Below are 20,946 nucleotides of genomic sequence, written 5' to 3'. Positions count from 1 at the left end.
CCGGGAACTTCCGCGCCGCCCCGTCCGACTGCTGCTCCGGAACGCCGGCGACCGGACCGTCGTCCATCCGAGAGGAGAGGCATGTCCACGGAGCCCCTCGCCACGGCGGCGAACGACGACGTCGCGACCCTCCCGGGGGCGGAGGAGGACGCCCGGCCGGAAACCACCCGCCCCTCCGGGAGCACCGGGGCGTCCGGCCCCACCGGGGCGTCCGGCGGGCCGGCGCGCAGAGGCAGACGTCCCGGCGGCTGGGCCGCGCTGCGCCCGCTGGTGCTGCGGCTGCACTTCTACGCCGGGCTGCTCATCGCCCCGTTCCTCCTCGTCTCCGCCGTCACCGGCCTGCTGTACGCCCTCTCCTTCCAGGCCGAGCAGGTGGTGTACCGCCACGAACTGCGGGTGCCGGTCGGCGAGGACCGGCTGCCGCTGTCCGAGCAGATCGCCGCGGCGCGGGCCGCGCACCCCGAGGGCACGCTGGCCGCGGTGCGCCCGGCCGAGGAGGCCGACGCCACCACCCGGGTGCTGCTCGCCGAGGTGCCCGGGGTCGCGGACGGCCACCGGCTGGCGGTCTTCGTCGACCCGTACACCGCCGAGGTGCGCGGGGCGCTGGAGAGCTACGGCAGCTCGGGCGCGCTGCCGCTGCGCACCTGGATCGACGAGTTCCACCGGGACCTGCACCTCGGCGAGCCCGGCCGCCTCTACAGCGAGCTGGGCGCCAGTTGGCTGTGGGTGGTGGCGCTCGGCGGCCTGCTGCTGTGGATCGGCCGCCGGCGCACCGGGCGGCGCCGCGGCGCGCGCGGCCTGCTGACCCCGGACCGTGCGGCCACCGGGCGGCGCCGCACGCTGTCCTGGCACGGGGCGGTCGGGATCTGGGTGGTACTGGGCCTGCTCTTCCTCTCCGCCACCGGGTTGACATGGTCGCGCTATGCCGGGGAGAACGTCGCCGACCTGCGCGCCGCGCTCGGCTGGCAGACGCCATCGCTCTCCACCACCCTGGGCGGGGGCGGCGAGGACCACGCCGGGCACGAGGGACACGAGGGACACGACGAGCACGGCGGCTCCGGCGCCTCCGGCGGCGGGACGGCGCCGGCGACGGAGGAGCCCGCGGCGGAGGCGGCCGGCGCCGACGTCGGCGTGGACCGGGTGTTCCAGGTGGCGCGCGAGCGTGGCCTGGCCGGACCGGTCGAGATCGTCTGGCCCGCCGGCGCCGGCACCGCCTACACGGTGCAGGAGATCCAGCGGGCCTGGCCCACGCAGCAGGACGCCCTCGCCGTGGACCCGGCCTCCGCCGAGGTGACCGACGAGGTGCGGTTCGCGGACTACCCGCTGATGGCCAAGCTCTCCCGCTGGGGCATCGACGCCCACACCGGCGTGCTGTTCGGCCTGGCCAACCAGATCGTCCTGGCCCTGCTCGCACTGGCGCTGATCATGCTGATCGTATGGGGGTACCGGATGTGGTGGCAGCGCCGGCCGCTGCCGGAGCGCCGGCTGGCCGTCGGCCGCCCGGCGACCCGCGGCACCTGGCGCCGACTGCCGCCCGCGGCCCTGCTCGGCGTGCTGGTGGTGGCCGTCGCCGTCGGGTGGTTCGTCCCGCTGCTGGGCATCTCGCTGGCCGCCTTCCTACTGGTCGACGCCGCCGTGGGCGCCGTCCGGTCGTCCCGCTCCCCCGGTTCCTGACGCGGGAGGGCCGGGAACGCCGGTGGGCCCGTCCGTGCCCGCCCGGGGGAACGGAACGGGCGGGCGGACGGGCCCACGCGCGCCGGGATCACTCCTTGGGCAGGCCGGGCGGGTTCACCTCGGAGGCGGGGATGGCCTCGCTCTCCAGGTTCCAGCGGGCCAGCACCTCGGCGTAGGTGCCGTCCTCGATCACCGCGTTGAGCGCGTCGGACAGCGGCTGCACCAGACCGTTGTCCTTGGCGGTCATCGCGGCGATCTCCGCCTCGATCTCCCCGCCGCCGGAGAGGTTGCCGACGATCTTGGTCTCACCGGCGACGGCCACGTGGTAGGCGATCTGCGGGTTGGGGCCGAGGTAGAGGTCGATCCGCCCGGACTGGAGCGCCAGGTAGTAGTCCGTGCTGCTCTGGTAGTACTGGATGTCCGCCGGCTCCAGGCCGGCGGCGCGGTTCTGCTCGTCCCAGCGGAGCAGGATCTGCTCCTGGTTGGTGCCCTGGCCGACGGAGACGGTGAGCCCGGCGATGTCCGCCGGCTCGTCGATCGAGGTGATCTCGCTGTCCGCCCTGGCCTCGAAGGCGAGTTCGTCGACGCGGTAGGAGGCGAAGTCGTAGGTCTCCTTGCGTTCCTCGGTCACCGTGATGTTGGAGAAGCCGACGTCGTACTGGCCGGACTCCACGCCCAGGAAGATGTTCTCCCAGGAGGTGGGCTCCAGGCGGAGTTCCAGGCCGAGCACGTCGGCGACGAGCTGCGCGATGTCGGTCTCCACTCCGATCAGCGTGGTGTCGTCGTCCGCCCGGAAGGCCAGCGGCGGGGAGCCCTGCCCGTTGGCGGCGACCACCAGTTCGCCGCGCTCGCGGATCTCGGCCGGCACCGCAGCCGCGATCTCGGGGTCCTCCTCGGCGCGCACCCGGTCCTGGTCCGGGCTGGTGTTGATGGCGGCGCCGCTGGCGGACGCGGCGGGCGTGGCCTCGGCGGTGGCGTCGGCCTCGGGGTCACCGCAGGCGGTCAGCGCCAGCACGGGGAGCAGGGCGACCGCGGTGACGAGGCGCGTGCGGAGCGCGGTGCGGGATCCGGTGCGGTGTCGGTGCGTGGGCATGGGGTCCTTCACGGGTGATGGGTGGGAAGCCGACGTACGGAGTACGGGCGGGCAGGGAGGAAGGGGGTCACAGGACCTTGCGGAGGAACGCCCGGGTGCGCTCCTCGCGGGGCGCGTCCAGCACGCTGGCCGGCGGGCCCTGTTCGACGATCCGGCCGTCGTCCATGAAGATCACCGTGTCGGCGACCTCACGGGCGAAGCCGATCTCGTGGGTGACGACGAGCATCGTGGTGCCGCCGGCGGCCAGGGACCGCATCACGTCGAGCACCTCGCCCACCGACTCCGGGTCCAGGGCGGAGGTGGGCTCGTCGAACAGCACCAGCTTGGGTTCCAGGGCCAGCGCCCGAGCGATCGCCACCCGCTGCTGCTGGCCGCCGGAGAGCTGACGCGGATAGCTGTCGCCGCGGTCGCCGAGGCCCACCCGGTCGAGCAGGGCCCGCGCCAGGCGCTCGGCCTCGGCCCTCGGGCGGCGCTGGGCGGACACCGGCGCCTCGACGATGTTCTCCAGCGCCGTCAGGTGCGGGAAGAGGTTGAAGTCCTGGAAGACGAAGCCGATGCGGGTGCGCTGCCGCAGGATCTCCCGCTCGCTCAGTTCGCGCAGCCGAGCCGGGCCGACCTGGCGGTAGCCGATCAGCTCGCCGTCCACCCGGACCCGGCCCCGGTCGACCTTCTCCAGGTGGTTGATGCTGCGCAGCAGGGTGGACTTGCCGGAGCCGGAGGGTCCGAGCAGCACCGCCACCTCGCCGGGGCGCACCCGCAGGTCCACACCGCGCAGCACGTGGCGGGCGCCGAAGGACTTGTGCAGCCCGCGCACGTCCACCATGTGCGGGCCCCCGTCCGCCCGAGCGGGCTCGGTGACGGGCTCGGTCGCCGGCTCGGTCGCGGGCGCGTCCTCGGTGGTCCGGTCAGCCGCTGGCACCGGGCACCTCCCTGCCTGCCGGGGCGCGGCGCTGGGCGAGCGCCAGGCGCAGGCGCTGCACCGGGGTCGGTGGCAGCGTGCGCTGGGTGCCGCGGGCGAAGCGCCGCTCGATGTAGTACTGGGCGACGGACATCACGGTGGTCAGGGCGAGGTACCAGATGGTGGCCACCAGCAGCAGGGCGATCACCCGGCCGTTGCGGCCGTAGATCACCTGCACCTGGTAGAAGAGCTCCGGCAGTGCCATGACGTAGACCACCGAGGTGCCCTTGACCAGGCCGATCAGCTCGTTGCCGGCGTTCGGGACGATGGTCCGCATGGCCTGCGGCAGCACGATGCGGCGCAGCTGACGGCCCCGCGGGATGCCGAGGGCGGCGGCGGCCTCCAGCTGCCCCTGGTCCACCGAGAGGATGCCGGCGCGGACGATCTCGGCCGCGTAGGCCGCCTGGTGCAGGGCGAGGCCCAGCGTGGCGGCGGTCATCGGCCCGATCAGCTCCATGGTCCCCACCGAGACGAAGGAGGGGCCGAACGGGATGCCGAAGCTGATCTCGTCGTAGAGCAGGGCCAGGTTGTACCAGAACAGCAGTTGCAGGATCAGCGGGACTGAGCGGAACAGCCAGACGTAGCCCCAGGCGGTGGCGGACAGCAGCGGGCTGCGGGACAGCCGCATCAGGGCGACGACGGCGCCCAGCGCGAAGCCGAGGACGATCCCGGCCACGGTGAGCTGGAGGGTGACGCCGACCGCGGAGACGATGGAGTCCGCGAACAGGTACTCCCCCACCGTGGCCCAGTCCCAGGCGGGGTTGGTGACCAGCGCGTTGACGGCCATGGCGAGCAGGAGCAGCACGACGGCGCTGCCGACCCACCGCCAGGGGCGGCGCGCCGGTATGACGGTCGGTTCCTCCTCGGGCGTCTCCGCGATCGGTGTCCCGCCTCGCGGACCGGCCGCGTGGCCGACGGGCGCATGGCCGACGGGCGCATCGCCGACGACGGCGCGCGCGGCGGCGCCGTCGGCCGGCGGCGGCACGCCGGGGACGGTCTTCATCGGGGTCTCTCCTTGTCCGGGTGGTGCCGCCCGGGCGTGTGGGGACGGGGGGCGAGGGGCTTGTCGAAGGGGTGGATGCCGACCACCTCCGGCGGCAGCGACCGGTCGTAGCGCGGGGTGTAGCCGGTGGCGAGGTAGAGGGCGTGCGCCTCGGGTTGGCGCGGCCCGGTGGTGAGGTGGACGCGCTGGTAGCCGCGGCGGGCCGCCTCGGCCTCCAGTTCGGCCAGCACGCGCCGGGCGAGGCCGCGCCGGCGGTGCCGGGAGGAGGTCCAGATGCGCTTGAACTCGGCGGTGGTCGCGTTGTAGCGGCGGAAGGCGCCGCCCGCGACGGCCGTGCCGTGCTCCTCCAGCAGGATCACCGCGCCGTCCGGGGGGTCGAACTCCTCGGGCGGGTAGCGGTGCATCTCCGCGGAGGCGGCCTGGGCGTAGCGCGTGCGGTACTCGTGGTCGAGCTCGGCCAGCATGGGGCGGACGGCCGGGTCGGTCATCCGCACCCGGCGCACCACCAGTCCCGGGATCGGGCCCGTGACCGGTGCCGGGATCTGGGCCGGTGGCGCGTGGCCGGGGTGCTCGTCGGGCGGCGCGGTGCTCACCGGGGGTTCCGTTCGCCGGCCTCGACGGCGATCGGCAGCCGGTTCTCCGCCGGGGGCAGCGGGCAGGTGGCGAAGTCGGTGAAGGCGCAGGGCAGGTTGACCGCCCGGTTGAAGTCGATGGTGACGCGGCCGTCCGCGTCGGCGGCGGGGATGGTGAGGGTGCGGGCGTTGGGCGCGGTGGTGACGCCGTTGGTGGCGTCCCGGAAGTGCAGCACGAGGCTGGCGTCGTCCGGGCCGGCGAGCGCGGTGAGCGTGTGCTCCTGCCCGGCCGCGGTGAAGCGCACGGTGCCGACGGCGGTGCGCCGGTGGTGCAGTCCGGCCACGACGGCGTCCACGGTGATCTCGCGCGGCTCGGGCAGCGGAGTGAGGGTGCCGGCCACCACCCACGCGGGGTCGGGGGCGTAGGCGGGCACCCCGGTGAAGCCGGTGCGGGTGGCGGCCTGCGGGTCGCGGACGCGCAGCGCGTGCGACCGGCCCCGGCGGATGATCTCCACCCGGAGGTCGCCGACGGTGGCGAGTGCGCCGGCGGCGTTGTCCGCCGGGGCGACCCGCACCGTGCCGCTGACCAGCGTGCCGTCGAGGCGGACGCCGTCCTCGGCCCGGGCGCTGAGCGTGACGCCGGTCTCCGGGGTGGCGCTCCACTCGCCCGGCAGCGGCGGGTACTCGGCGGGGGTCTCGTCGAGCCAGTGCAGGGCGGTGAGGGACAGCCAGCCGTGCGGGGCGCGCAGTTCCTCCTCGCGCCGGGCGTGCCAGTCGGCCCACTCGGCGGCGAAGGCGTCGTCCGTGGACGACTGGGCGGGGCGGACGTCGGTGGTCATGGGGTGCTTCCTCCTGGGACCGGTGCGGATGGTGCGGTGCGCGGGGTTGGGCGAACTTCCGGACGGGGTTCGCCGGGCAGGGCCGGGCCGGACGGGGCCGGGCGGGGTCAGCCGGCGGAGGGGGCGGGGGCGGCCTCGGGCGCGGCCTCGGCCCGGGCGCGTTCGGCGTCCCGCTTGGCGACCTCCTCGCGGACGATCGGGATCACGTGGCGCCCGAAGTCGATGGCGTCGTCCAGCAGGTCGTAGCCGCGCGCGGAGAGGATCTCGACGCCGAGGTCGTAGTAGTCCAGCAGTGCCTGCGCGACCGTCTCGGGGGTTCCGACCAGGGCGGTGGAGTTGCCGGCGCCGCCGGTGGCGGCGGCCGTCGGGGTCCACAGGGCGCGGTCGTGCCGTTCCCCGGCCTCGGCGACGGCGAGCAGGCGCTGGGAGCCGGCGTTCTGCGGGGCGTCGGTGCGGTAGCGCTTCAGGGCGGGACCGGCGGCGGCCTTGCGTGCCTCGATCCGGGCGACGGTGCGGTGCGCCTTCTCCCAGGCCAGTTCCTCGGTGGGGGCGATGATCGGCCGGAACGCCACCTGGAACGTCGGGGTGTCGGTGCGGCCGGCCTCGCGCGCCGCCCGCTTGATGGACTCGATCTGCTCGGCGGTCTGGGCCAGCGGCTCGCCCCACAGCGCGTAGATGTCGGCCTCGGCGCCGCCGACGGCGTAGGCGGCGGGCGAGGAGCCGCCGAAGGAGACGCGCGGGCGGGGGCTCTGCACCGGGAAGGTGTCGCTGACGAAGTCGGTGAACCGGTAGTGCTCGCCCTCGTGGTCGAACGGCTCGTGGCTGGTCCACGCCTTCTTGACGATCTGTATGTACTCGCGGGTGCGCTGGTAGCGCTCGTCCTTGGTGAGGAAGTCGCCCTCCCGGCCCTGCTCGTGGTCGTTGCCGCCGGTGATGAAGTGCACGGTGAGTCGGCCGTCGCTGATCCGGTCGAGGGTGGCGAAGGTCTTGGCGGCGAAGGTCGGGTAGGAGACGTTGGGCCGGTGGGCCAGCAGGATCTGGATGCGGTCGAGGTGGGAGGCGACGTAGGCGGCGGCCGGCGAGGGGTCGGGCGAGCCGGAGCCATAGGCGAAGAGGATGCGGTCCCAGCCGTGGTCCTCGTGGGCGCGGGCGAGGCGGAGCGTGTACTCCTTGTCGAAGCTGGCTCCGGAGCGGGGGGTGGTCTCCGTGCCGTCGTTGGTGGCGGCGATTCCGAGGAACTCGACGGGCATCTGGGGACGCCTTTCTGCTGGGGCCGCCGCGTGCGGGTGCGCGTGGCGGCGGACGTTGCCGGGTGAGGTAGCCGGGCCGGAGCTGGGGCGCGGCCGGAGCGGAGGCGGGGGCGGAGCGGGGGCGCGGGTACGGGAGGTCGCCCCGGCCACCGCGCGCGGCGGATGGCCGATCAGGGGGTGGGCGGCAGCCCGGCACGGCTGGGTCGCGCGGCGGCGCGGCGCAGCGGCGGGTGGGGGGAGCGCGACTCGGATCGCCCCGGTGCCACGGCTGGTGGCGGGGTGGGCGTGGGCGCGGTGGGCGCGTCAGACCGGCGGGGTGGGTGTGGCGGAGCCGGATGACGGGTGGTCACCGCGTGCGGCTCAGCCCCGCCCCAAACCCCCCTTGGGGGGCTTTTGGGCCCCCTTCTTCAGGATCCCATGGCGGGGTGACGCACCGCAGCCCCTGTCGTGCAGCCTGTGGATAACTTCCAGGCGCTCAGCCGGCGGGGCGGTCCGAGGGAAGAGGAGAATGCCTCAGCAACACTGGGCGCTGACCACACGACCAAGGTCGATGTGGTGGCGCTGCACCAGATGAGTCTCGTAAGGCATGCGATCAAGCAACACCCGGGACGCCCCTGACGTCAAGAGTGGTTCACGATGTGGACGATTTCGATCACATCACGGGCAGACGAATGGTTCGTTCGGCCGCCCGGCGACGGTCATTCGGCGTGCGGGAGGTACTCGAACCAGTCGAAGTCGGCGACGGCCGCCGCGGCGCCGCCCTCCCCGGTGGCGTACAGGCCGATGTAGGTGCCGGTGAAGCCCCCGGCGACGGTGGAGCTGAGCATTCGTCCGTCGGTGTGCGCCAGGGTCTGCCAGCGCGGCCCGACCTCGCCCACGGAACCGGCGTCGCCCACGGAGCCCGCGTCGCCACCGGAGCCGGCGTCGGCCTCGGCTCCGGCGTCGAGGGCCCAGCGCAGGGCGTGGTCCTGGCCGTCGGCGCGCACGGAGAGCAGGAGTCGTCCGGTCTCCGGCAGCGCGTGCTCGCCGAGGACGCTCTCCACGCCGGCCTCCCGGCGAACGGCGCGGACCACCCGCCCCGCCCGGTCGCCCTCGCCGCCACGGGTGACCACCAGCCGCAGGTGGAAGTCGTCGTTCTGCACCACCACGATGCCGGCGGCGTCGCGGGCCCCGGCGGGGGTGAATTCCACGGCCGTGCTCGCCGTCCAGGAGGCGTGCTGCTGCCGGCGGGCGACCAGCGACGGCTGGCCCCGCTCGGCCACCGTCTCCGGGCGGGCGCGCAACCGGAGGTGCCCGGGCCGCTCGCTCAGGCTCCACCAGCGCTCACGTGGAGTGCGCAGCATGTTCCAGGAGTGGTCCAGCTCCGGCGCGTCGAAGTCGTCGCGGGGCGGCCGGGTCGGCCAGGGGTGGGGTGGCAGCGCGGGCCGCGGCTCCTCCAGGCGGACCTGGCCGACGCCGGGGCAGAACACCGGCCAGCCGTCCTCCCAGACCACCGGGACCAGGAAGGTCTCCCGCCCGAGGTTGGGGTGGTAGCCGCCGCCGTAGGGACGCTGGGCCAGCAGCACGGCCCACCAGTCGCCGGCCGGGGTGCACACCAGGTCGGCGTGGCCGACGGCCACCACGGGCTGGCCGGGGCCCAGGTGGCGGTGGGTGAGGACGGGGTTGCGGGGGTTCCCGGTGTACGGGCCGGTGACCTCGTCGGCCCGGGCCACCACGACGGCGTGGTTCTGCTCGGTGCCGCCCTCGGCGGCCAGCAGGTGGTAGCGGCCGTCGACCTTGTACAGGTGCGGGCCCTCCGCCCAGACGGCGTCGACCAGCGCGCCCCGCCACAGCACGTGCTCGGGGCCGACCAGGCGGCCCGCCGCCAGGTCCAGGCGGCGCAGGTAGACCTCGGTGCGGCCGGGGCTCGCGGGCTCCGCGCCGTCCTCGGTGGCCGGCCGGCAGGCGTGGAACCAGACCGTGCCGTCGTCGTCGAAGAACAGCGAGGGGTCGAATCCGGCGGCGTCGTCGAGCCAGACCGGGTCGGACCACGGACCGGCCGGGTCGGTGGCGGTGACCAGGAAGTGGCCGGAGCGGCCGGTGCCGTCCACCAGGGTGCACACCACGTGGAAGCGTCCGTCGTGGTGGCGGATGGTGGGCGCGTACAGGCCGCCGGAGGGGCGCACGCCGTCCAGGTCGAGCTGTTCCGGGCGGTCCAGCACGTGTCCGACGGGGCGCCAGTGGACCAGGTCGCGGCTGTGGTGCACGGGCAGGCCGGGGAACCACTCGAAGGTGGAGGTGACCAGGTAGTAGTCCTCCCCCACCCGGCAGATGGACGGGTCGGGGTGGAAGCCGGGCAGCACGGGGTTGCGGAACGTCGCGGTCTCGGCGTCGGTCACGGCGTCCTCGCCCTCCACGCCGCCTCGGCGGCACAACGATCGAAAGTACGCGAAAGCTATCGGTTGGAGATCATAGCCGCTCATCGTCGGTCAGCGGGCCGGCGATTCCCGCGCCGCTGCCCTCACCTTTCGGATAGTTTCCACCCCCTCCGGGCGCGGTGGTGCCCCGCACCGTGGGGGCACGGTGCGGGGCACCACCGGCTGCCGCCGCGGCCGGGGCGGGCGGCCACGGCCGGGCGGACCGGGGCGGAATCAGCCGGCGGCGGTGGCGGCGCAGTCGACCGCCGGGGCGGCGCCCAGGTCGCCGCTGCCGGGCGCGGTGCCGGTGAAGCCGAACGACGTGCCGGCCCCGGCGGCGAGCCGGCCGTTCCAGGCCAGGTTGCGCGCCGTCACCCCGCCGTCGGCCACGGTCAGCGCGCTGCTCCAGGAGCCGGAGACGCTCTGCCCGGCGGGCAGCGGCCAGGTCACCGTCCAGCCGTCGATGGGTGTCGTGCCGGTGTTGCGGACCTGCACCTCCACCTGGAAGCCGCCGGTCCACCGGGCGACCACCCGGTAGCTGGCGGCGCACTCGGCCGTGACGGCCGGCGGGGGCAGCCGGGTGGGGTCGACGATGCCCCAGTACGCCGGCTTGGCCTGCAACCGCTGGTCGAACGGCAGCGGCAGGTCGATCCGGGCGATCGGGAACTGGGTCAGCCAGGTCCGGTCGTCGCCCAGGCCCCAGAAGGTGATCCCGGTGAGGTGGTCCGCCTGCCGCCGCAGCGCGGCGAAGACGTCCCGGTAGCGGTAGCCCTGCTCGACCAGCAGTTCCGCCGGCACCGGGTCGTAGGAGTCGGTGGGGTTGTCGTAGACGCTCATGTCGAACTCGGTGATCTGCTGCTCGACGTCGAGGTCGACGAAGTCCGTGATGGTGCGCTCGATCTCGCCGACCGCCGGCCACGCGATGTTGATGTGCATCTGGTGGCCGACGCCGTCCACCGGCACGCCCTCGGCCTTCAGCTGGGCCACCAGGTCGTGCAGGAAGGCCCGCTTGGCCGGGATCTCGGTGTTGTAGTCGTTGATGTAGAGCTTGGCGTCCGGCGCGACCTCGCGGGCCACCCGGAAGGCCGTGCGGATGTAGTCCAGCCCGGTGATCTCGTACCACTTGCTGCGCCGCATGCCGTCCGGCTGGCTCTCGTCGATCACCTCGTTGACGACGTCCCAGGCGTAGACGTCGTCGGCGTAGCGCCCGGCCACGGCGCGGATGTGCGCCTCCAGGCGGGCGAGCAGCAGCGCCTTGTTCTCCGGGGTGGGCGTCATCTCCGCGCCGTCGGCGTCGCGGAAGACCCAGGCGGGGGTCTGGTTGTGCCAGACCAGGGTGTGGCCGCGCACGCCCAGTCCGTTCTCCCGGGCGTACTCGACGATGTGGTCGGCCTCGTCCCAGGTGAACTGGCCCTCGGTGGGCTCGGTGGCGTCCCACTTCATGGCGTTGCCGGCGGTCACCGAGTCGTAGTGCCGCTCCAGCAGCTCGGCGTGCACGCCGACGGTCTCCGGGCGCTCGACGGCGCCGCCGACGCGCACGTGCTCGGGGAAGGCGTCGCGCAGGGCCGGGATGTCGGTCTGGATGGGGGTGGGCTCGACCCAGGCCAGCTCGAAGTCGTCGAGGTAGAAGGAGACGCCGGCGGCCCCCTCCAGGTAGACGCTGAGGAAGTCGACGTCGTGGACGAGGGTGTAGCTGCCCCTGAGGTTCACCCAGCCGTCGGCGGTGACGGTGGTGTCGCCGACGACGGTGGTGTAGGAGGGGGTGCCCTCCCAGCGGCGCTCGATGGACATCCGCAGCGCCGTGGGGCTCTGGCCGGGGGCGAGCCTGGTCCAGGCGGACAGGGTGTAGGTGTCGCCCTTGCGCATCCGGCCGAGCAGGTTGAACGCCGGGCCGGCGTAGGAGGCGGTGCGGTCGGTGGTGAGCAGGGCGTGGGTGCCGCCGTGCGCGTCCGGGGTGGCGACGGCGCTCACGCTCTCCGAACCGATCCGGGGCGCCCAGCCCTGGGCGGTGCCGGTCTCGAAGTCGGTGACGACGCCGGCGCGGTCCGGCGGGCCGTCCGGCGGCGGGGCGGTCATCGTGATGGTGAGGTCGTCCAGGAGGTAGGCGCTGGTGGCGTCGGTGGCCTCCAGGTACAGCTGGAGTTCGGAGGCGTCGCTGGTGAAGGTGTACTCGCCCTGGAGGCGGACCCACTCGGCGTCGGTCGCGGGGGCCGAGGCGATCCGCTCCCAGGTGGTGTCCGCGTCCACCGGGGTGCGCTGCATGGTCAGCGCCAGGTCGGTGGCCGGCTGGCCGGCGGCGAGCCGGGCGTAGCCGGTGATCAGGTAGGTGGCGTTGGTCTGCAGCAGGCCGAGCACGTCGCGGGCGGGGCCGTGCCAGGTGTCGGTGCGGCCGGTGGTGGCCAGGGCGCCGGTGCCGCCGTGGGCGTCGTCGGTGACCGCCAGCTGGGCGGCGCCGCGCGGGGTCCAGCCCTGGGTGGTGGCGTCCTCGAAGTCGTAGGAGGCGACCGGGACCGGGTCGGCGGCGGCCGACGCAGCGGTGGCGGTCGCGTCGGTGGGGGTGTCGGCGGTCGCGGGCGCGACCGCGGGGGTCAGCAGTGCCAGGGTTCCCGCCAGCAGCAGGGCCGCGACTCGTCGTCGCGCCCCACGCTTCCTCAGTTGCATGCTCACGTCACTCTCTCGATCGCGGACCGGCCGGGCGGGACGGCCGGTCAGGGGGCCGGGTCCGTGGGGGACCCGGCCGGGACGGTAGCCGCCTGCCGGTGCGGCAGGCGGTGCCAAGGTACTACTCGCGGACGGCGGCAGGGAGTTGACGGATCAACACAAGGCCCGCCGGGGGGCGCGCCACTCACACCACACGACCTTGCCGGCCGGCGGGCGGTGCTCGGTGCCCCAGGCGTCGGACAGGGCGGACACCAGCAGCAGGCCGCGGCCCCGGGTGTCGTCGGGGCCGGCCGGGCACGGGCGCGGGAGGGCGGGGCCGGTGTCGTGGACCTCCAGGCGCAGCCCTTCGGCGGCCGGCAGCGGGAGCAGGCGCACGTGCACGGCGCGCCCGGGCCGCGAGCCGTGCTGGATGGCGTTGGTGACCAACTCGGTGGCGCAGAGCGCCACGTCGTCGAGCAGGTCGGGCGCCCGCCAGTCGGCGAGCGCGTCGGAGACCAGGCGCCGTGCCGCGCCGACGGAGGCCGGGGCCGCCGGGAGGAAGCGGGACACCGGGGTCAGGACGGCTACGAGGTCGGTCGCGGGCATGACGGGGTTTCCTTGTTCCTAGGCGTGATGCCGGTTTCACGGCGTCGGGATGCGGACACGGGCGCGGGCCCGGGGGCCGATGCTGGGTCCTCCCACACGCGCGATGATCGATCGTCACTGGAGGTCCGAACGGGTGACGTCCCGGGCGCGTGCCGGCGCCGTCACGACTTGACGACGATGCCCCGCCGCTCGTTGACGGGTGGTCAGCCACCCGGGAGCCTTGGGGCAATCACACCGACAGACCGCCGGGGGTGGGGGTTTCGTGTCTGGTATCCGTGGGGCCCGAACGGCTTCGATCGCGCTCGTCGTCGCGCTGGCGCTCGCCGGATGCTCCGGCGGGGACGGGGACGGGGACACCGAGGCGCTGCCCACCGCGACCGACAGCTGGCCGGCCCAGCCGAGCCCCACCGCCTCGCCGACCCTGTCGCCGCAGGAGTACCGCGCCGAGCTGATCGCGGCCACCTACGACCTGGAGGTGGCGCTGGACGAGGTCGCCCGGGCCGACGGCATGGACGCGCTGGACGTGGCCATCGGCGAGGCCGCCGTCGCGGCCGACGCCGGCGCCGTCGCGCTGTCCGCGGTCGAGCCCCCGGACGACGCGGCCGTCGAGCACGCGGACCTCACCACCGCCCTGGAGGACCTCGGCACCGACCTCACCGACCTCCAGACCGCCATGGAGCTCAGCGAGGTGTGCGCGCCCTCGTCGACCCTCGGTCGTCTCGGCGCCTCGGAGAACCTGGCCGCCGTCGCCGGCGTCTCCCGGGCGCTCGGCGACAAGGGGTACGACATGACGCTGACCCTGCCGAGCTTCCCGGAGGAGCGCACCCGCCGGCTGGACAACGGCACCTTCGTCGCGGACGGCTCCCGGAACGGCCTGGGCGAGCTGACCATCGACAACGGCACGTCCAGCGACACCGTGGTCACCCTGGCCCGGGGGGACGACGCCGCGTTCGCCGTCTACGTCCGCGCGGAGTCGGAGTTCACCGTCTACAGCATCTCGGACGCGAGCTACACCATCTACTACGCCAGCGGCGCGGACTGGGACTCCGAGACCGAGTCGTTCACCCGCGACTGCGGCTTCAGCAGGTTCGAGGGCGAGGCGGCGTTCGAGACCACGTCCAGCACCTACACCACCTACTCGATCACCCTGCACCCGGTCGAGGACGGCAACGCGACGACCCGGCCGGTGGACCCGGAGGAGTTCCCGGACCTCTGACCCCGCCCCGCGCGCACACCGGCCCGGCGCCCCGGCCCACCGTCCCGGCCCACCGCCCCTGGCCGTCGACCGGACCCGGCGACCGGGCGCGCACCCCCGTCGTGCACTATGTCCCCACACTGTTGTTCGCACCCGAGGGGACGCACCGTGCACGCGATCACCCGTCTGTCGTCCGCGGAGGTCGACGGCTCCGCGGAGGAACTCGCCGCCCTGCTGGCGGACGTGGTGGAGGGCGGCGCCTCGGTCGGCTTCCTCTCCCCGCTCGACCCGGCCGAGGCGGCGGCCTGGTGGAAGTCGCTGGCCCCGGCGGTGGCCGAGGAGCGGCTGCTGCTGTGGGTCGCCCGGGTCGACGGCCGGATCCGGGGCACCGTCCAGCTCGCGCTCGCCGGCATGCCCAACGGCCGGCACCGCGCGGACGTCGCCAAGCTGCTGGTCCACCCCGACGCCCGCCGGCAGGGCCTGGGCCGCGCCCTGCTGGACACCGTCGAGCAGGCCGCCGTCGAGCACGGCCGGCACCTGCTGGTCCTGGACACCGAGACCGACAGCCCCGCCGAGCGCCTGTACCGCTCGGCCGGCTGGACCCCGGCCGGCGTCATCCCCGACTACGCCACCGACCCCGCCGGCGCCCTCCGCTCCACCACGTACTACTACAAGTCCCTGCGCTGAGCCGTTTCCCCGGCGCGGGGGCGTCCTCGAGGAGAACCCCCGGAGGGCGTCAGGCCTCCTCGGTACGGCCCGACGAGGTCGTGGACACGGGTTGGGTGGCGTTCGTGTGCCCGCGTCCCCTGACCGTGTCCGACCGTTCTCCCCCGCACCGACGGGGCGTCCGCCAGGCGAACGCCCCGTCGGTGGGCCGGCCGTCCACACCGTTGTCACGGGTCAGTCGGCCTGGCTGTCCGGGAAGGCCTCAGGCGGTCAGCCGTTCGTGGTGCAGGCGCCGAGGTCCTCCCAGACGCCCCACTGACCGGTGGTGCCCGGTTCCTCGCCCGTCACCCACCACTTGGCCCGCCAGTTGTGGCCGTTCCAGGTGACGGTGTCGTTGTTGGTGTACACGGCGCCTTCGTGCCAGGTGGTGGGCAGGCACGCGGTCGGGGCCGGGTCCGGCGGGTTCGTCGGGTTCGGGGAGCTGGTGCCGCCGAAGCTGACGTCGCTGCAGAGGAAGTACTTCTGGTCCATGTGCGACGCCTGCCAGACGGTCACGACGACGTGGCGACCGCTGCGGCCGCCGACGCTGGCGTCGGTGACGTAGTTCGGTGAGGCACCGCCCGGGTAGCTGCCGGTGGTCTTGACCAGCTCGAGGTCGGACCAGCGGAGCGGCTGGGTGGTGGGGTCGTAGCCCTGCCTGGTGACGTAGACGTGCAGCCAGTCCGCGCCGTGCCGGGCTTCGTCGTAGACGTTGACGGTGAAGTTGGAGTTGACGGCGGTGGTGACCCACGGGCCGGGGCGGTCGAGAGCCGAGTAGTCGGTCTCGCCGTTCCTGCCGGCGCTGCAGATCTGGCCGTCCGGGATCACCTGCCGGTAGTTGTCGCCGGTGCCGTTGGCGTAGACGGCCTTCCACGAGGTGATGGCGCTGGGGTTGGCCTGGTACACGCTGTGGCACATGGGGTCCTGAGCCTGGTTGGGCTCATTCGCGCCCCAGCGCTCCAGGCACCCGTAGTTGCGGGTCGGCGGATTGGTGACGGTTCCGTGCGCGTCGGCGTCGTTCGCCAGCGGGATGGGGGAGAGCAGGGCTGCGGCGAGCAGCGCCGGGGCGAACACCGCCCGGCGGCGCGCGGACGACTTCGGTGCCAGGTGCATCGTGAATCCTCGTCTTCGAGTGGTTTGTGGATGAGTGCGCTGGCGCGGTGTCAGTTGCTGGTGATGGCGTTCCTCCTTTCGGAGGTGGCCGACCGATGTGCCGGTGCCACGGGACGCGAGGGTCGGCAGCCTCCAGCGACCGGCCCCTGGACGGCGATCAGCGGGAAGCCCCAGCAGAGGAGCCCGGCGAAGCATCCGCCGCCCTCATGTACCTGACACGTTGGCGGATCCAGGCAGGGTCGTCAATCTTTCTGGCAGGAAAAAAGTAACTGGCTCTCCGGTTGTTGACACGGCAGGCGGTGGCCAGGCTTTCAGGGGGAATCCGGCCTGATCTCGGCGGAGAGTGCACGCGCTGGAAGAGGTGCTCGGTGACGGGAGAGCCGAGGTGGCGCACGCACCACTGGGACGGCTCTCGCGGTGAGGACGTTCGCCTCGTCACCGTCAGCGTGCGGTCGCGGAACGGCCCATCAGGGCGTCCGCGCTCCACCGGCCCGGGCCGAGGAAGGTGATCAGGAGGAAGGACCAGCAGAACATCGCCGCGGCCTCTCCGCCGTTCTCGATCGGGAGCAGGCCGTCAGGCTGGTGCACGACGAAGTACGCGTAGGCCATGGACCCCGAGCAGATCGTTGCCGCCAGCCGTGTTCCGAGCCCGGCCACAACCAGGGCGCCGCCCACCAACTGGATCACCGCCGCCCACCAGCCCGGCCACTCCCCTGCGCCGGGCGCCTCACCGTGAGGACCACCCAGCACGTCGAAGAGCGTCGCCGCGCCGTGGCAGGCGAACAGTAGGCCCGCCACCATGCGGTAGAGCGCGAGGACGGTGTCCGCCCGCTTGTTCAGCACGTCCATGACATGCCCCTTCCAGATAGGTGCAAGGCGAGGCGTGGACCCACTCCGGTCCGGCACCCCGAGGTGCGGCCGGCTCACGGCCGAACCCCGGGGCCTGGCCCATACGGTGGTGCCAAAGAGACGCCCTCGTCAAGCTTTCTGACAGAAAACAAGTAACTGGGTGCACGCCTCGGCAGGGCCGGTGGCCTGGCTGACGAACGAAGACGCCCCCCCCGGCCGGAGCCGCCTGGGATCGGGCTCAGCGGGTTGCCTGGACGGCTTCTGCGATGGCCAGGCAGGCGGCGCCGCGGGCCCACAGGTCGTCGTCGGCGGCGTGTACGAGCAGCTCGCAGTCGGCCGCGGCGGTGGAGAAGGCGTGCGCGGCGAGGGCGTCTCGGCAGGCGGGGCCGAAGAGGTCGTACGCGCGGGCGCCCTCGCCACTGAGGATGATCTTCTCGGGGTTGAAGAGATTGCAGACGGTGGCCATGGCCCGGCCGAGAGCCGTTCCCATGGCGGCGTACACCTCACGCACCACCGCGTCACCCGCCTGGGCGCGGGCCACCGCCTCGGCGACGGACGGGCAGGGCATGCCGGTGCGCTCCGCAATGGTCGACAGCACCGCCTGGTCGGAGACCACGGCTTCCAGACAGCCCCGGTTGCCGCACGAGCACACCGGCCCGTCGAACTGGACGGGAATGTGCCCGAGCTCGCCGGCCAGCCCGGTGAACCCGGTGTGCAGGCCCCCGTCGAGCATCAACGCGCAGCCCACGCCCGCACCCACGGTCACCACGGCCAGTGATGTGCAGTCCCGCCCGGCACCGAACCACTGCTCGGCCACCAGCAGCGCGTTGGCGTCGTTGTTCACCACGACCGGAAGTTCCAGCGCGGCCGACAGCGAACCCGCCACGTCCACGTCGTGCCAACCCATCACGCCGGAGAGCACACAGCGCCCCGTCCGCGCGTCGACGTGCCCGCCCACCCCCACGCCCACCCCGAGCAGCCGCGCACCCACGTCCTCCCCACTGCCCAGCAGGAACTCCACCGCCTGGCCGGCGAGCCGCAGAACCTCGGCCGCGTCGGCTCCAGGAGGCACCGGAAGTTGGCTACGGCCGACGATCGTCGCCTCCAGGTCGGCGAGTACCGCCACCACGCTCCTGGGCGACAGCTTGACCCCCGCCACCAGATGCCGTTCCCGCGCCACCCGCAGGATGCGCTGCGGCCGACCACCCCCCGAGGTGCGGGCACCGACCTCCACCAGGTAGCCGGTGTCGACGAGCGGGTTGACCACCCTGGTGACGGTCGACTGCGACAACCCCAGCCTGCGCGCCAGATCAGTGCGCGACGACGGCCCCGCGGTCAGCAACGCGGCGAAGATCTCCGCCCTCGTCCGATCCGCCACAGCCCCGCCCTCCTGATCCGTGACCACCGGAGGGAACCTCCGGGCACCGACATCGCGGGTGGGCGCGACACTGGGGATGGGGCTTATTGCCATGCTGGAAGTTTAGCCCCGCGCCCCGGATCCCACCCCCACCCAGCAGCAGGACGTACCAGGACGGGGGGCGGGATCGTTCTGTCGGTGATCGTCCTCTCGGTCAACCGGAACGGTGGGCCCGACCGCCACAGGGGCGGCCGGGCCCGGAACAACGGGCAGGCTGTGAGCGGATCAGGCTCTCAGGGTCCAGCGCTGGCTGGCCCAGCCGCCGCAGTCCCACAGGTGGAGGCGGGCACCGTCGGCGGTGGAGCCCTGGTAGACGTCCAGGCACCGACCGGACTTGACGTTCTTCAGCGTGCCGTCGGACTGGCGCACCCACTGCTGGGAGTCCCAGCCGCCGCAGTCCCACAGGTGCACCCGGGTGCCGTTGGCGGTGCCGCCGCTCACGGTGTCGAGGCACTTGCCCCCGGAGGTGACCGCCTGTCCATCGATCGTCCAGGTCATCGCGGGGACGTTGGCGCAGGTCCACTGCTGTACGGCGGTGCCGTTGGCGGTGCCGCCGCCGGCGCGGTCGACGCACTTGCCGGTGGCGTTGTTGACGATCTGGCCGGTGAACGCGCCGGTGCCGCCGCCGGGACCGCCGGGGTTGCCGCCTCCGCTGGAGCTCCAGGCGTTCCAGTTGTCCCAGTTCTCGGCGTCGAAGCCGAGTCGGCCGAGCTGGTCGGCGCCCCAGTTGGTGCCGGACTTCTCGATGGCGACGCCGCCGACGGTGTAGTTCTCCAGCTTGATGCCGCGGCTCTGGCTGGTCTCGTTGCCGAGGGTGACCTTCTGGTTGGCGGTGTTGGAGTAGCGCTTGAGGTGGCTGACCTGGGAGGCGGGGTCGAGGCCGTTCCAGGCGCCGATGGAGAGGTTCTTGATGTGGATGTTCTCGGTGCTGGAGAGGGCGTAGACGCGGATCGCGCAGTTGGTCATGCCCTCGACGGTGATGTTCTCGAACCGCATGTTCCGCACCCAGGTGCTGGGGTTGGCGGTCGTGGTCGAGCCCATGTTCTCCCAGTGGGAGGAGGAGTTGAGGATGCAGGTGTTGTACTTGACGTCCTTCCAGTACATGCGGTTGTGGATGACGTGGGTGTTGGTCACCGTGACGTTGTCGATGTTGCGGGGGGTCCATCCCCACTGGATGACCGGGCCGTTCTCGTTCTTCCAGACGACGGTGTTATCGATGGTGACGTCGCTGTGGTACATCTTCAGCACGTCGTCGTTGGCGTTGAAGAACGTGTCGCGCATGGTGCTGCCGCGGTAGAGCTCGATGCCGTCGGTCTGCCAGTACCAGCTGCCGACCTGCTTGTAGTTGTTCACCCGCATGTGGAAGGTCTGCTCGTTGCCGTAGACGACGAACGAGTGGTACGGCGGCTCGTTGATCGTCACGCCCTGCAGGTCCAGGTACTGCTCGGCGTTGGAGGAGGCGAACTGCAGCATCTTCACGCAGGAGGCGTGGCAGTTGGACGCCCCGCTGAGGTGGTCGTAGTTGTTGTTGGTGTCGGCCTCGTAGACGTACTGCTCGCCGGAGAGCACGCCGTAGCCGGTCACCTTGTACAGGCCCTGGGTGTCGTGGAAGAACCGGAAGGCTCCCTTGACGTACGCGCCGGGGGCCAGGTAGACCCACTTCACGTTCGCGGGCAGCACCGCGTGGTACCGCGACCCCATGTAGTAGGTGCCGGGCCGGAAGTAGACGATCTCCTCGGTGATCGTGTTGAGGTTGGTCACCTGCCCCGGCTGGGGGTAGTGGATGCTGCCGTCTTCGGCGGTCGGGACCAGTCGCTCCTGCTCGGCGCCGGTGAGGATCGGCTCGGCGAAGATCATCATCGAGTTGCGCGGCTCGGTGTGGACGGCCCGGTTCCCGCTCGCCTGGGTCGTCAGGACGCCGCTGGCCCCGGACATGTCGTTGTACGCGGTGTACAGCTGCGGAGCGAACTCGACCGAGAAGCGGTACCCGCTGGCGGCGTAGGGCACCTTGATCCGCACGGTGGTGTTGTTGACCAGCTGCTTCTCGAAGTCGTAGCTGCTGGGGCGGATGGTCACCTGGTCGGCGGAGGAGATCGTCTGGCCGGTGCGCAGCGAGACGTCGACCCACACGTCGGTGGAGTACAGGAAGCTCGACCAGCTCATGGTCAGGTTCGCCGAGGAGGCGAACTCGGCGCCGTCCTCCTTGGTGTAGCCGGGCTTGCCCTTGCCGCTGCGCGGAATGCTCATGTAGGCGAACGAGTCGTACCGGGTGTTCGGCGCCGCTGCGGTGGCGACCCGGACGTCGTAGAACGACGAACGCCTCACCTGGTTGTTCTGCGTGGGGCTGGTGGTGTTGAACTCGTAGTTGTCGTGCCACCAGGTCTGCAGCTGGGAGGTGTCGGCGGTCGTTGCCGCCGCTGCCGTGCGCGTGGTGGCCGCCGCGTTGGCGTGCGCGGGCACACGGCCACGGCCGTTCTCGCCGGCGGCGGTGGCGACACTGGCCGGCACGAGGACGGCGGCCAGGACCAGGATCAGGCCGGCGGCGATCGCCGCCGCACCGCGCGGGGCGGTGGTCCCTCGGGGTGAGGCTGCGAGGGCGAGGATGCGACGCATCAACGGCGCGTGCCCACGGGGCG

16 protein-coding genes are annotated in these 20,946 nt (G+C 73.0%); 3 read left to right on the top strand and 13 right to left on the bottom strand.

The features are described 5' to 3' along the window. Positions 1 to 81: 81 nt before the first annotated feature. Positions 82 to 1,674 (top strand): PepSY-associated TM helix domain-containing protein, encoded by a 1,593-nt coding sequence (locus FHU37_RS03510; RefSeq protein WP_179812753.1) that lies wholly within the window; start codon positions 82 to 84, stop codon positions 1,672 to 1,674. Between the two features lie 88 nt (positions 1,675 to 1,762). Here the strand turns inward: FHU37_RS03510 and FHU37_RS03505 are convergent, their stop codons facing one another. The 9 genes from FHU37_RS03505 to FHU37_RS03465 all read right to left on the bottom strand — a co-directional run bounded on the left by FHU37_RS03505 (position 1,763) and on the right by FHU37_RS03465 (position 13,031). Further along, positions 1,763 to 2,767 carry an ABC transporter substrate-binding protein gene (locus FHU37_RS03505; protein WP_179812752.1) on the bottom strand — a complete coding sequence of 335 codons (1,005 nt, stop codon included), beginning with the start codon at positions 2,765 to 2,767 and terminating at the stop codon, positions 1,763 to 1,765. Positions 2,768 to 2,834: 67 nt separating this feature from the next. After that, positions 2,835 to 3,590 carry an amino acid ABC transporter ATP-binding protein gene (locus FHU37_RS03500; protein ID WP_179815995.1) on the bottom strand — a complete coding sequence of 252 codons (756 nt, stop codon included), beginning with the start codon at positions 3,588 to 3,590 and terminating at the stop codon, positions 2,835 to 2,837. A gap of 82 nt (positions 3,591 to 3,672) precedes the next feature. After that, positions 3,673 to 4,728, bottom strand: a complete 1,056-nt coding sequence (locus tag FHU37_RS03495) for an amino acid ABC transporter permease (protein ID WP_179812751.1) — start codon at positions 4,726 to 4,728, stop codon at positions 3,673 to 3,675. Continuing rightward, a complete protein-coding gene (locus FHU37_RS03490; RefSeq protein WP_179815994.1) occupies positions 4,725 to 5,216 on the bottom strand; it encodes a GNAT family N-acetyltransferase in 492 nt (163 codons plus the stop codon). Before FHU37_RS03490 ends, FHU37_RS03495 begins: the two co-directional genes overlap by 4 nt. 101 nt (positions 5,217 to 5,317) lie before the next feature. Further along, the gene (locus tag FHU37_RS03485) at positions 5,318 to 6,139 is read right to left on the bottom strand and encodes a DUF1684 domain-containing protein (RefSeq protein WP_179812750.1); all 822 of its coding nucleotides are present in this window, start codon (positions 6,137 to 6,139) and stop codon (positions 5,318 to 5,320) included. A 107-nt stretch (positions 6,140 to 6,246) separates the two neighbouring features. Further along, a complete protein-coding gene (locus tag FHU37_RS03480; RefSeq protein ID WP_179812749.1) occupies positions 6,247 to 7,389 on the bottom strand; it encodes an LLM class flavin-dependent oxidoreductase in 1,143 nt (380 codons plus the stop codon). A 698-nt stretch (positions 7,390 to 8,087) separates the two neighbouring features. Continuing rightward, a complete protein-coding gene (locus FHU37_RS03475; RefSeq protein ID WP_246449547.1) occupies positions 8,088 to 9,803 on the bottom strand; it encodes a glycoside hydrolase family 43 protein in 1,716 nt (571 codons plus the stop codon). A 216-nt stretch (positions 9,804 to 10,019) separates the two neighbouring features. Further along, positions 10,020 to 12,446, bottom strand: a complete 2,427-nt coding sequence (locus FHU37_RS03470) for an endo-1,4-beta-xylanase (RefSeq protein WP_179812747.1) — start codon at positions 12,444 to 12,446, stop codon at positions 10,020 to 10,022. Between the two features lie 153 nt (positions 12,447 to 12,599). Then, positions 12,600 to 13,031 (bottom strand): ATP-binding protein, encoded by a 432-nt coding sequence (locus tag FHU37_RS03465; protein ID WP_179812746.1) that lies wholly within the window; start codon positions 13,029 to 13,031, stop codon positions 12,600 to 12,602. A gap of 262 nt (positions 13,032 to 13,293) precedes the next feature. Here FHU37_RS03465 and FHU37_RS03460 point away from each other — a divergent pair, with 262 nt between their 5' ends. Then, complete coding sequence (locus tag FHU37_RS03460; RefSeq protein WP_179812745.1) at positions 13,294 to 14,247, top strand: hypothetical protein; 954 nt, start codon at positions 13,294 to 13,296, stop codon at positions 14,245 to 14,247. Between the two features lie 147 nt (positions 14,248 to 14,394). Further along, positions 14,395 to 14,913 carry a GNAT family N-acetyltransferase gene (locus FHU37_RS03455; protein ID WP_312892405.1) on the top strand — a complete coding sequence of 173 codons (519 nt, stop codon included), beginning with the start codon at positions 14,395 to 14,397 and terminating at the stop codon, positions 14,911 to 14,913. A 249-nt stretch (positions 14,914 to 15,162) separates the two neighbouring features. Here the strand turns inward: FHU37_RS03455 and FHU37_RS03450 are convergent, their stop codons facing one another. From FHU37_RS03450 to FHU37_RS03435, 4 genes are all read right to left on the bottom strand, one after another. After that, a complete protein-coding gene (locus FHU37_RS03450) occupies positions 15,163 to 16,044 on the bottom strand; it encodes a lytic polysaccharide monooxygenase auxiliary activity family 9 protein (protein ID WP_179812743.1) in 882 nt (293 codons plus the stop codon). A 441-nt stretch (positions 16,045 to 16,485) separates the two neighbouring features. After that, the gene (locus tag FHU37_RS03445; protein WP_179812742.1) at positions 16,486 to 16,893 is read right to left on the bottom strand and encodes a DoxX family protein; all 408 of its coding nucleotides are present in this window, start codon (positions 16,891 to 16,893) and stop codon (positions 16,486 to 16,488) included. 238 nt (positions 16,894 to 17,131) lie between these two features. After that, complete coding sequence (locus tag FHU37_RS03440) at positions 17,132 to 18,271, bottom strand: ROK family transcriptional regulator (RefSeq protein ID WP_179812741.1); 1,140 nt, start codon at positions 18,269 to 18,271, stop codon at positions 17,132 to 17,134. Between the two features lie 264 nt (positions 18,272 to 18,535). Further along, positions 18,536 to 20,923: a family 49 glycosyl hydrolase gene (locus tag FHU37_RS03435; protein ID WP_179812740.1), complete on the bottom strand. Its 2,388-nt coding sequence runs from the start codon at positions 20,921 to 20,923 to the stop codon at positions 18,536 to 18,538. Between the last annotated feature and the right edge of the window lie 23 nt (positions 20,924 to 20,946).

The sequence above is a fragment of the Allostreptomyces psammosilenae genome (assembly GCF_013407765.1).
Classification (GTDB): domain Bacteria; phylum Actinomycetota; class Actinomycetes; order Streptomycetales; family Streptomycetaceae; genus Allostreptomyces; species Allostreptomyces psammosilenae.
This window is presented reverse-complemented; position numbering and strand designations above follow the sequence as displayed.

What these genes read in the sequence shown, in the direction of transcription:
- FHU37_RS03505 (WP_179812752.1), bottom strand. Translation starts at nt 2,767, where the DNA reads ATGCCCACGCACCGACACCGCACCGGATCCCGCACCGCGCTCCGCACG.
- FHU37_RS03495 (WP_179812751.1), bottom strand. Translation starts at nt 4,728, where the DNA reads ATGAAGACCGTCCCCGGCGTGCCGCCGCCGGCCGACGGCGCCGCCGCG.
- FHU37_RS03465 (WP_179812746.1), bottom strand. Translation starts at nt 13,031, where the DNA reads ATGCCCGCGACCGACCTCGTAGCCGTCCTGACCCCGGTGTCCCGCTTC.
- FHU37_RS03450 (WP_179812743.1), bottom strand. Translation starts at nt 16,044, where the DNA reads ATGCACCTGGCACCGAAGTCGTCCGCGCGCCGCCGGGCGGTGTTCGCC.
- FHU37_RS03510 (WP_179812753.1), top strand. Translation starts at nt 82, where the DNA reads ATGTCCACGGAGCCCCTCGCCACGGCGGCGAACGACGACGTCGCGACC.
- FHU37_RS03435 (WP_179812740.1), bottom strand. Translation starts at nt 20,923, where the DNA reads ATGCGTCGCATCCTCGCCCTCGCAGCCTCACCCCGAGGGACCACCGCC.
- FHU37_RS03500 (WP_179815995.1), bottom strand. Translation starts at nt 3,590, where the DNA reads ATGGTGGACGTGCGCGGGCTGCACAAGTCCTTCGGCGCCCGCCACGTG.
- FHU37_RS03470 (WP_179812747.1), bottom strand. Translation starts at nt 12,446, where the DNA reads ATGCAACTGAGGAAGCGTGGGGCGCGACGACGAGTCGCGGCCCTGCTG.
- FHU37_RS03485 (WP_179812750.1), bottom strand. Translation starts at nt 6,139, where the DNA reads ATGACCACCGACGTCCGCCCCGCCCAGTCGTCCACGGACGACGCCTTC.
- FHU37_RS03490 (WP_179815994.1), bottom strand. Translation starts at nt 5,216, where the DNA reads ATGACCGACCCGGCCGTCCGCCCCATGCTGGCCGAGCTCGACCACGAG.
- FHU37_RS03480 (WP_179812749.1), bottom strand. Translation starts at nt 7,389, where the DNA reads ATGCCCGTCGAGTTCCTCGGAATCGCCGCCACCAACGACGGCACGGAG.
- FHU37_RS03445 (WP_179812742.1), bottom strand. Translation starts at nt 16,893, where the DNA reads ATGGACGTGCTGAACAAGCGGGCGGACACCGTCCTCGCGCTCTACCGC.